Annotated in this window: 7 protein-coding genes; 5 read left to right on the forward strand and 2 right to left on the reverse strand. The window is 72.9% G+C overall.

Annotation, left to right across the window (positions count from 1 at the left end):
- Positions 1-45: 45 nt before the first annotated feature.
- From LPA42_RS28345 to LPA42_RS28360, 4 genes are all read left to right on the forward strand, one after another.
- Positions 46-2,640 carry a nitrate- and nitrite sensing domain-containing protein gene (locus LPA42_RS28345; protein WP_077939194.1) on the forward strand — a complete coding sequence of 865 codons (2,595 nt, stop codon included), beginning with the start codon at positions 46-48 and terminating at the stop codon, positions 2,638-2,640.
- A 110-nt stretch (positions 2,641-2,750) separates the two neighbouring features.
- Entirely contained in the window at positions 2,751-3,173 is a 423-nt protein-coding gene (locus LPA42_RS28350) for a roadblock/LC7 domain-containing protein (protein ID WP_007072006.1), read from the forward strand.
- 5 nt (positions 3,174-3,178) lie between these two features.
- Positions 3,179-3,565: a DUF742 domain-containing protein gene (locus tag LPA42_RS28355; protein WP_043967572.1), complete on the forward strand. Its 387-nt coding sequence runs from the start codon at positions 3,179-3,181 to the stop codon at positions 3,563-3,565.
- Positions 3,546-4,154: an ATP/GTP-binding protein gene (locus LPA42_RS28360; protein WP_043967574.1), complete on the forward strand. Its 609-nt coding sequence runs from the start codon at positions 3,546-3,548 to the stop codon at positions 4,152-4,154. Before LPA42_RS28355 ends, LPA42_RS28360 begins: the two co-directional genes overlap by 20 nt.
- A gap of 62 nt (positions 4,155-4,216) precedes the next feature.
- Here the strand turns inward: LPA42_RS28360 and LPA42_RS28365 are convergent, their stop codons facing one another.
- On the reverse strand, positions 4,217-7,060 hold the full coding sequence (locus LPA42_RS28365) for an aconitate hydratase (protein ID WP_077939195.1): 2,844 nt from the start codon (positions 7,058-7,060) through the stop codon (positions 4,217-4,219).
- 241 nt (positions 7,061-7,301) lie between these two features.
- On the opposite strand from LPA42_RS28365, the gene LPA42_RS28370 reads away from it, so the two are divergent.
- Positions 7,302-7,961 carry a DedA family protein gene (locus LPA42_RS28370; RefSeq protein ID WP_077939196.1) on the forward strand — a complete coding sequence of 220 codons (660 nt, stop codon included), beginning with the start codon at positions 7,302-7,304 and terminating at the stop codon, positions 7,959-7,961.
- Positions 7,962-7,989: 28 nt separating this feature from the next.
- On the opposite strand, the gene LPA42_RS28375 is transcribed toward LPA42_RS28370, so the two are convergent.
- Positions 7,990-8,230, reverse strand: a 241-nt coding sequence (locus tag LPA42_RS28375; RefSeq protein WP_228986982.1) for a hypothetical protein, incomplete at its 5' end; no start/stop codon positions are given.

Genomic DNA, 8,230 nt, shown 5'->3' on the forward strand with positions numbered 1-8,230 from the left:
ACACGCGCTCCGGCAGCCCCCCGAACAGCCGGCCAGGACGGTGTGATGCGTTCCCGCAGTACGAATCTCCGTACGAAAATCGTCGCTCTGCTGGCGTCGCTCGTCGCGCTCTGGGCCTTCGCGGCGTGGGTGACCCTGCGGGACGGCGCCAACCTGCTCGGGGTGCAGGCGCTCAACGAGTCGGTGTCCGAGCCGAGCGAGGCGCTGGTGCTCCAGCTCCAGCGGGAACGGAAGCTGTCGCTGGCCTACCTGGGGCGGCCGGACGAGACGCGGCGGGAGGCGCTCGGCGCGGAACGGCGGCGCACCGACGAGCTGGCGTCGACGTTCCGCGAGTCGTCCAGCAGCTGGCGGGCCACCGTCGCCGCCAGCGACACGCTGAAGCAGCGCCTCGACGCGGTCTACGGGCAGCTGTCCCGGCTGGGCGAGACCCGTTCCGGGGTGGACGCCCGCAGCGTCGACCGGTCGTCGACCCTCGCCGCGTACGGGCAGGTGGTGCGGTCCATCTTCGACGTCTACTCGGCCCTCGGCCTCCTCGACGACCAGCAGGTGGGCGAGGACACCACCGCCCTGATCGAGCTCAACCGCGCCCGTGAGCTGCTGTCCCAGGAGGACGCCATGCTCACCGGCGCGCTCTCGGCGGGACGGATGACCGCGGCGGAACGGTCCCAGCTCGCCCAGCTCATCGGCGCGCAGCGGTTCGCGGCCGACCTGGCGGTGAGCCGGCTGCCCGCCGCCGACCGGGAACGCTACGACGCGATGGTCGGCGGCGAGGCGTTCGAGAACCTGCGCGACCTGGAGGACGGCATCCTGGAGGGCCGGGGCGCCGACCCCCGGCTGGGCTTCGAGGCCGCCGACTGGGACGCGGCGGTGGCACCCGCGTTGGCCCAGTGGAGCGAGGTCGTGATCGCCGGCGGCGACGACGTGGTGGAGCGGGCCACCCCGGTCGCCGTCACGGTGATCATCCGCCTGGTGCTCGCCACGGGCCTGGGCCTGCTCGCCGTCGTCGCGTCGATCATCGTGTCGATCACCACCGCCCGGGTGCTGCTGCGGCAGCTGGAGCGGCTGCGCGACGCGGCGTTCACCCTGGCCAACGACCGGCTGCCCAGCGTGGTGGAGCGGCTCGGTCACGGCGAGGACGTGGACGTGGCCCGGGAGGCCCCACCGCTGGAGTTCGGCGACGACGAAGTCGGCCAGGTGGGCAAGGCGTTCAACGCGGTCCAGGAGACCGCGCTGCGTACCGCCGTCGAGCAGGCGGAGCTGCGCCGCAACGTCCGCGAGGTCTTCCTCAGCCTGGCCCGGCGCACGCAGGCGCTGGTGCACCGCCAGCTCACCCTGCTCGACGCGATGGAGCGCCGGGAGCAGGACGCCGAGGAACTGGAGGACCTGTTCCGGGTCGACCACCTCGCCACCCGGATGCGGCGCAACGCCGAGAACCTGATCGTGCTCTCCGGCTCCACGCCGGGCCGGGCCTGGCGGCGCAACGTCCCGATGGTCGACGTGGTCCGCGGCGCGGTCGCCGAGGTGGAGGACTACACCCGGGTCAACGTGCTGCCGCTGGGCAACGTCTCGCTGGCGGGCCGGGCGGTCGGCGACATCATCCACCTGCTGGCCGAGCTGATCGAGAACGGGCTGTCGTTCTCGCCGCCGCACACCACCGTGGAGGTGCGCGGCCAGGCCGTGGCCAACGGCTTCGTCATCGAGATCGAGGACCGGGGCCTCGGCATGAGCGAGGAGGACCTCGCCGCCGCGAACCACCGGATCGTGGACCGCTCCGAACTCAACCTGGCCAACGCCGCCCGGCTCGGCCTCTACGTGGTCAGCCGCCTCACCGACCGGCACGGCGTGCGGGTGCAGCTGAAGGAGTCGGCGTACGGGGGCACCACCGCGGTCGTGCTGATCCCGGCGGAGCTGGTGACCGACTCCGGTGGGGCCGGCGGACCCGGGCGCACCGGCAGGACCGACCCGTCCGCGCCGGTCGTGGCGGCCCGGCCGGGCCCGTCGGGCGACCGGCCGGCGGCCCGCCCGGTCGCACCGGTGGCCCTGGCGGAGGCCCCGACGGCCCCGGCCGCCGGGCCGTCCGTCGAGGACGACGGCACGCCGGGCCTGCCCACCCGCGCCCGGCCCCGCACCGCCGGCCCGGCACCGGCCGCCCCGGGCGGGGAGACCGAGCTTCCGGTACGCCCACGGCGTCCCGCCGGGCAGTCGGCGCTGGACGCGCCGACCGTGCCGACCGGGCTCCCGATCACCACGCCCCGGCCGGCCGGCGGCGGTGCGGCACCCGGCTCCACGGTGGAGCGCCCGGAGCCGGCCGAGCGGCCCGACGGGACCACCACCGACGGCGAGACCGCGCCCGACACCCCCGCCCCGGCGCCCGCGCCGGTGCAGCGGACCAGCACCGGGCTGCCCGTGCGCGTGCGACAGGCCAACATCGTGCCGGAGTTGCGCGAGGACCCGGCCGCGCAGCCCGACGAGGAGGAGGACACGGTCCGCGTGCCGGAGCAGGTCCTCAAGATGATGAGCTCCTACCAGCGCGGCACCCGACGGGGCCGCACCGACGCGGCCCGCCTGCTCGGTGGTGCCGGCGGCGCGGAACCCACCGGCGGTTCCGGCGACGACGCCGACGGGCACGAGGCGACCTGAGGACGAGCACGAGGCGACGTGAGGGCGGCGCGGACGACCCGCGCCCGTGGCGGGACGGCAGGTCCCAGACGACAAACGGCGACACCAGCCGGGGGAGAAGAGGACGACGAGTGGGGCAGAAGACGGCTTCGAGTGCCGATCTGACGTGGTTGCTGGATGACCTGGTCGGCCGGGTGAAGCAGGCCGAGCACGCGGTCGCGCTCTCCACAGACGGCCTGCTGATGGCCTCGTCGCAGGGCCTGAGCCGGGACGACGGGGAGCACCTCGCCGCGATGGCGGCCGGCATCCAGAGCCTGGCCCGGGGCGCGGGGAAGCGGTTCGGCGGCGGCCAGGTGCAGCAGACCATCATCGAGATGCAGTCGTCGTTCCTGTTCGTCACCGCCGCCGGCCGCAACGCGTGCCTCGCGGTGCTGGCCTCCGAGGACGCCGACGTCGGCCTCATCGCCTACGAGATGGCCATGCTGGTGACCCGGGTCGGCAAGTACGTGGCCTCCCCGACCCGGCTTCCCGAGCAGCCGGTCGGCGAGAAGTAGCCGCCATGACGGTGCCGGGGGAGTCCACGGAGGAACGGTGGGTCGACGACCACGCCGGGCCGGTGGTCCGACCGTACGCGGTGACCGGTGGCCGGGCGCGCCCGGTCACCGGCACGTTCGACCTGATCTCCCTGGTGACGGCCACCCGGTCGGAGGTGTCGCCGGAGGTCGGGCTGGGCCCGGAGCACCTGGCCATCGTCGCGCTCTGCCAGCGGATCCAGTCCGTGGCGGAGGTCGCCGCCCATCTGGACCTGCCGGTGGGTACGATCCGGGTTCTGCTCGGCGACCTGATGGCGCGCGACCTCGTGCAGGTACGCGAGCCGCGGACGACTGCGGGCCTTCCCGACGACAGCATCTTCGAGGCGGTTATCAATGGACTACGGGCCCTCTGAGCGGCCGGCGGGAGCCGTGCCGCTGCCCACCGCGATCAAGATCCTGGTCGCGGGCGGCTTCGGCGTCGGCAAGACCACGATGGTCGGTGCGGTCAGCGAGACGCGACCGTTGCGGACGGAGGAGGTGCTCACCGAGACCGGGGTCGGCATCGACGACCTGTCCGGGGTGGAGGGCAAGACGACCACCACCGTCGCGATGGACTTCGGCCGGATCACGATCAGCGACGACCTGGTGCTCTACCTGTTCGGCACGCCGGGTCAGGACCGGTTCTGGTTCGTCTGGGACGAGCTGGCGCTCGGCGCGCTCGGCGCGGTGGTGCTCGCCGACACCCGGCGGCTGGCCGACTGCTTCCCGTCGATCGACTACTTCGAGGGGCGCGGCACCCCGTTCGTGGTCGCGGTGAACTGCTTCGAGGGCGCCCGCCGCTACCGGCTCGACGAGGTGCAGGCCGCCCTCAACCTCGACCCGGGGGTGCCGGTGCTGCTCTGTGACGCGCGCCAGCGGGAGTCGAGCAAGGAGGTGCTCATCACGCTGATGGAGCACGCGCTGAAGATCCGGGAGTCCCGCCGCCGCGCCGCCGGCGGCTGACCGTATGCAAGGAAGGGCCCCTTGTTAACAGACGTCTGTTAACAAGGGGCCCTTCCTTACGCTCAGCTGGCGATCATGCGGCGCAGGACGTACTGCAGGATGCCGCCGTGGCGGTAGTAGTCCGCCTCGCCCGGGGTGTCGATGCGCACCACCGCGTCGAACTCGACGCCGGTGTCGGTGCTGACCTTCACCGTGCGCGGGGTCTCGCCGTCGTTCAGCGCGGTCACGCCGCTGATCGAGAACGTCTCCGTGCCGGTCAGGCCCAGCGACTCGGCGGTGGTGTCCACCGGGAACTGCAGCGGCAGGACGCCCATGCCGATCAGGTTCGACCGGTGGATCCGCTCGTACGACTCGGCGATGACCGCCCGCACGCCGAGCAGCATGGTGCCCTTGGCCGCCCAGTCCCGCGACGAGCCGGAGCCGTATTCCTTGCCGGCCAGGATGACCAGCGGGACGCCCGCCTCCTGGTAGGCGGTGGAGGCGTCGTAGATGGTGGTCTGCTCGCCGGTGAGGTGGTTGACGGTGAAGCCGCCCTCGACGCCCGGCACGAGCTGGTTGCGCAGCCGGATGTTGGCGAACGTGCCCCGGATCATCACCTCGTGGTTGCCCCGGCGCGAGCCGTACGAGTTGAACTCGTGGCGCGGCACGCCGTGCTCGGCCAGGTATTTCCCGGCGGGGGAGTCGGCCTTGATCGAGCCGGCCGGGGAGATGTGGTCGGTGGTGACCGAGTCGCCCAGCTTGGCCAGCACCCGCGCGTCGGCGATGTCCTGCACCGGGGTCGGCTCCTGCTGCATGCCCTCGAAGTACGGGGGCTTGCGCACGTAGGTGCTCTCGCCCTCCCAGGCGAACGTGTCGCCCGTCGGGGTCGGCAGCGACTGCCACCGCTCGTCGCCGGCGAACACGTCGGCGTACGCGGCGCTGAAGCCGGTCGCGCCGATCGCCTGGGCGATGACGTCCTGGATCTCGGCGCTGTTGGGCCAGATGTCGCGCAGGTAGACGGGCTCGCCCGCGCTGTCCTCGCCGATCGGCTCGTTGGCCAGGTCGATGTCCATCGTGCCGGCCAGCGCGTACGCCACCACCAGCGGCGGGGACGCCAGGTAGTTCATCTTTACGTCCGGGTTGATCCGGCCCTCGAAGTTGCGGTTGCCGGAGAGCACCGAGACGACGGCGAGGTCGCCCTCGTTGACGGCGGCGGAGACCTCCTCCGGCAGCGGGCCGGAGTTGCCGATGCAGGTGGTGCAGCCGTAGCCGACCAGGTTGAAGCCGAGCTTCTCCAGGTAGGGCGTGAGGCCGGCGCGGTCGTAGTAGTCCATGACGACCTTCGAGCCCGGCGCGAGGGTGGTCTTCACCCACGGCTTGCGGGCCAGGCCCTTGTCGACGGCGTTGCGGGCCAGCAGCGCCGCCCCGATCATCACCTGCGGGTTGGAGGTGTTGGTGCAGGAGGTGATCGCGGCGATCACCACCGCGCCGTGGTCCAGCTCGTACTCCACGCCGTCGGTGCCGGTGACGCGCACCGGGTTGCTGGCCCGGCCGCCCGCGCCCACGGCGGCGGTGACCAGGTCGCGCGGCGCGTCGGCCGGGTCGTTGACCCCGTTGGCCGGGGCGTCGCTGGCCGGGAAGGACTCGGCGGACGCCTCGTCGGCCGGGCCGGCGGTGCCGAGCGGCTTCTCCTGCTGCGGCACGCCGGGCTTGCGGCCGGTGGCGTCGGCGGCCACGTAGTCGGTCAGCGCCGAGCGGAACAGCGTCTTGGCGCTGCCCAGCGGCACCCGGTCCTGCGGGCGCTTCGGGCCCGCGAGGGACGGCTCGATGGTGCCCAGGTCCAGCTCCAGGCGCTCCGAGTAGTCCGGCTCGGCGGCCGGGTCGTGCCAGAGGCCCTGCTCCTTGGCGTACGCCTCGACGAGCGCGACCTGCTGCGGGTCGCGCCCGGTCAGCTCCAGGTAGCGGACGGTCTCGGCGTCGATCGGGAAGATCGCCACGGTGGAGCCGTACTCGGGCGACATGTTGCCGATGGTGGCCCGGTTGGCCAGCGGCACGGCGCTCACGCCGGGGCCGTAGAACTCGACGAACTTGCCGACGACGCCGTGCTTGCGCAGCATCTCGGTGATGGTGAGCACCAGGTCGGTGGCGGTGGTGCCGGCGGGCATCTCGCCGTGCAGCTTGAAGCCGACGACCCGGGGGATCAGCATGCTGACCGGCTGGCCGAGCATCGCGGCCTCGGCCTCGATGCCGCCGACGCCCCAGCCCAGCACGCCCAGGCCGTTGACCATCGTGGTGTGCGAGTCGGTGCCGACGACGGTGTCCGGGTACGCCTGGCCGCCGCGCTCCATGATCGTGCGGGCCAGGTACTCGATGTTGACCTGGTGCACGATGCCGGTGCCCGGCGGGACGACCTTGAACTCGTTGAACGCGGTCTGGCCCCAGCGCAGGAACTGGTAGCGCTCCTTGTTGCGCTCGTACTCCAGCTCGACGTTGCGCTCGAAGGCGTCCTCACGGCCGAACAGGTCGGCGATGACCGAGTGGTCGATGACCAGCTCGGCGGGCGCGAGCGGGTTGACCTTGGTGGCGTCGCCGCCGAGGTCGCGGACCGCCTCGCGCATGGTGGCCAGGTCGACCACGCAGGGTACGCCCGTGAAGTCCTGCATCAGCACCCGCGCCGGGGTGAACTGGATCTCCACGCTCGGGTCGGCGGTCGCGTCCCAGCCGCCGAGCTGGCGGATGTGGTCGGCGGTGATGTTCGCGCCGTCCTCGGTCCGCAGCAGGTTCTCCAGCAGGATCTTCAGGCTGTAGGGGAGCCGTTCGTGCCCCTCCACCTTGCTGATCTTGAAAATCTCGTAGCTCGCGTCTCCGACGCGTAGCTGGGTCTTCGCACCGAAGGTGTCGAGGCTCGCCACGTCGTACTCCTTCACACCAGCGACCGTGAGTAGTCCTGAGCAGTCTGTCGCACCGGCCGGGGCGACGCCCCGGTTAGGTGACACTTACCGCGATTCCCGTTTCAACAAAACCGTACGTCCGTCTTGCTAGTCGCGCAACCTCGCGCCAGGCTTCGGGACGCGCCCGCACCGCCCGCCCGGGTGGCCCGGCGGCGGAGGGGCCGCCGCGCCCCGGCAACCCGGGTAGGGTTCGAGGCCGGACCTGAAGGGATGCGCCGTGGTCGACGTACAGCACTGGCTGACCGCGCTGCCCCCGGTCGCGGTCTACCTGATCGTCGCCGGGGTGATCGGCGTGGAGAGCATGGGCGTCCCGCTGCCCGGCGAGATCGTCCTGGTCAGCTCCGCCCTGCTCGCCGCCACCGGCGTCGTGCAACCCGAGTGGGTGGCCGTCGCCGCGGCGTTCGGCGCGATCGTCGGCGACTCCATCGGGTACGCGGTGGGCCGCCGGGGCGGCCGACCCCTGCTCGCCCGGCTCGGCCGGCGCTTTCCGAAACACCTCGGCCCCGCCCAGCTCGCCCGCGCCGAACAGAGCTTCGCCCGGCACGGCGTGTGGGCCGTCTTCTTCGGCCGGTTCGTGGCGCTGCTGCGCATCCTCGCCGGCCCCCTCGCCGGCGCGCTGCACGTGCCGTACCGGCGGTTCCTGCTGGCCAACGCGGCCGGCGGCCTGGTCTGGGCCTTCGGCACCACCTACCTGCTCTACAGCGTCGGCCGGGCCGCCGAGCACTGGCTCAAGGACATCTCCTGGGCGGGGCTGGTCCTCGCCGTCCTCGCCGGCCTCGGCAGCACCTGGTGGCTGCGGCGGCGGGCCCGCCGGTTGGAGCAGGCCGACGCGTCCGGCGAGGCCGAGCCCGTCGGCGCGACCGCCGGCGACCGCTGACTCCACCGGCGACGTCCACCTGTGGCGGTCACTCGCCGGTCACGTCCCGGCCCACCCCCCACCCGGCGGCGACCAGCGCCGTCGCCGTCCATCCGGCCAGGACCAGCAGGGCGGCCCGGTCCCCGGCGGTGCCGTCGAGGAACGCCGAGAACGGCAGCGGCGCGCGCAGCTTTCCCAGCAGCCCCTCGACGAACACCAGCCAGCCCGCCCCGCCGAGGAACACCCAGATCGGCCGCCGGACCACGGCGGCGCTGGCGACGCCGAACGCC

This window comes from Micromonospora sp. DH13, assembly GCF_020873825.1.
GTDB classification, from domain to species: domain Bacteria; phylum Actinomycetota; class Actinomycetes; order Mycobacteriales; family Micromonosporaceae; genus Micromonospora; species Micromonospora haikouensis.